Annotated in this window: 1 protein-coding gene; it reads right to left on the bottom strand. The window is 60.9% G+C overall.

Annotated elements, in window-relative coordinates; translation table 11 throughout:
* Window positions 1-170 precede the first annotated feature (170 nt).
* A partial coding sequence (locus tag HA48_RS21795; RefSeq protein WP_128603166.1) for a glycoside hydrolase family 2 protein occupies window positions 171-2,221 on the bottom strand: 2,051 nt, incomplete at its 5' end.

Here is a 2,221-nt window from a genome sequence, read left to right as displayed (position 1 = left end):
CGCCCGGAACGGCAAAAGACGCATCCGTGCGGGCCTCGGCACGCGGCATCCCTGCCGCGTGACGTCCGGCTAACCTCAACCTCCCTTCTTCCTTCATGCATCCGTATTGCGGTCGGATGAATGACGGGGCGCTACTACGGAGGCGTAAAGTTTAACCCCACCGGCGAGACTTAGGGTGAGGACGTAGAGGATACCTCCAGCGCCATCCTGTTTGCGGCCAACACTTTTCCGGCGCGGTTCACTATCTTTACCTCAATGCGCAGCGGGGAGCGATCGCTTGGGGTGACCTCTGTATCGGAAATCTTCACGCCGGAATCGGCGGCGATATCCACCTGCTGTTTTCCGGTTGCCAGCAGCTGGTTGCGCTGCTTCACCGTCCAGACCAGGGTAGTTTCAGCAAACGGGGTTGGATGATCGTTGATGATCCAGAATGAGAGGGTGCCGGCTTTGCCAGCCTGCCACTGCAGCGTATGCGGATCGATTGAGGGCAGCAGCGGCTGATAGGCGCGCTGCAGGGCAAAATAGCCCTGCTTGGGCTGGCGCAGATAATCCACCACGCCCCAGTTAATCGAAGGCCAGGTTTCGACGAACATAAACTGGAACAGCGCGGTAACGGGCTGATAGCGCTGACGCCGGTAGCTCTCAGCCGCCAGCGCTACAAGTTGCGCCTGGTAGCGCTGGGTATTGGCGATAAAGCTCTGCATAGAATCGCCGCGCTGTATCCCGGCGTTTTTGAACGTCTGAATCGGCTGGAAGTTGTGGTACTTCCAGCGGGTCCACTTCACGTCGCCCGGCTCGGTGGTGGCGGGCCACCAGTCCCGACGCGGAATGATGGTTTTCAGCGTGGCGAGTCCTGGTAACGCCTGTGCGCCAAATTCGGTGATGGTGGCGGTTTTGGCCGGCTCCAGCAGCTTCTCTAAGGTGCCAAAATACCATCCGGCCCAGTAGTGCTCCTCCACCGCTGAAAAGGGGTGCACGATGCGGCTCTTATCTTCAGCCAGCGTCGCGGCTACCCGATCCGTCAGATGGCGGTTAAGGTCTTTGTGCCAGTCGGGAAAGCGCTTTTCCATCCACGGCGAGTTAAACGGCGGCTCGTTCTGCCCCCCCCACACCACAATCGACGGTGAATTGCCGAATTGATCTGTCATCTCGCGCGTCTGGCGTACCGCGTTATCCGCGAATGCCGGGGTGTCGTTGTAGCCCCACTGCAGCGGCACATCCTGCCAAATCATTAAACCCTGCTCATCCGCCACCTGATACAACGCGCGTCCGGCCACATGACCGTGTACGCGTATCGCATTCGCGTTCATGCTTTTAACCAGCGCCACATCGCGCGCATAGCGCTTTTTCGTCATGGTGCTCAGCCAGGGCGAGCCGATGTAGTTGGTTCCACGGATGAAGATCCGTCGATCGTTAATCAGCCAGCCCCGGTTATCCGGCTGCTCAATGACTTTACGCAGGCCAGTGACGCTGCTGCGGCGATCCATCACGCCGCGATCGTCACGGAGCGTGGCCTGCACCTTATACAGGTGCGGTTTACCGTAGCCAACCGGCCACCACAGCCGGGCGTCTGGCATCTTCAGCGCCACGCTCAGCCGCCGCGTCTCTGTGCCGGTGGCTTCCAGATCTACCGTCTGGCTAATTCTGTAATCGCCGCCGGCAAAATTATCCGGCACCGCATGCAGCGTGAGTGACGCTCGGGTTGCGCGCGGTGCGCGATAGACCAGCTCGGCGCGCAGGATCGGATTTTGCAGCCCCTGCGACCAGTCCGGACGCAGGATCAGTGTATCAAGGGTCGCGGCGCGGCTGACGCGCAGGCGCACCGGCGCCCAGATACCGCCCGAGTTGGCATCCTGGCCCTGAGCGGACCAGGCACCGCCGGGTCGTGAATCATGCTGGTTCAAAATACCTTTCATCAGGTTTTTGCGCAGCGGCCACTCTTTGTGCACATCCTCAAGCGGGCTATCTACCCGCACGGTTAGCCGGTTATAGCGGCGCACGTTATCCGTAAGGTCCACTGCAAAGCGCTGAAAGTAGCCCTCATGGCGCGCCAGCCAGGTGCCGTTCAGCCAGACATCGGCAAAATAGTCCACGCCGTCCATCTCCAGCGTCACCCGCTGCTGCGGTGCCAGCGCGGGCAGGGAGAATTCGCGCTGGTACCACAGCGCGCCCTGGTGATCCCGGCCAGCGGCATACCAGTTGGCCGGCACCGGCAGCGTCG

The organism is Pantoea wallisii, from assembly GCF_002095485.1.
GTDB classification, from domain to species: Bacteria; Pseudomonadota; Gammaproteobacteria; order Enterobacterales; family Enterobacteriaceae; genus Pantoea; species Pantoea wallisii.
The sequence above is the reverse complement of the archived record's forward strand: the minus strand, read 5'-3'. Positions and strand labels throughout refer to the sequence as shown.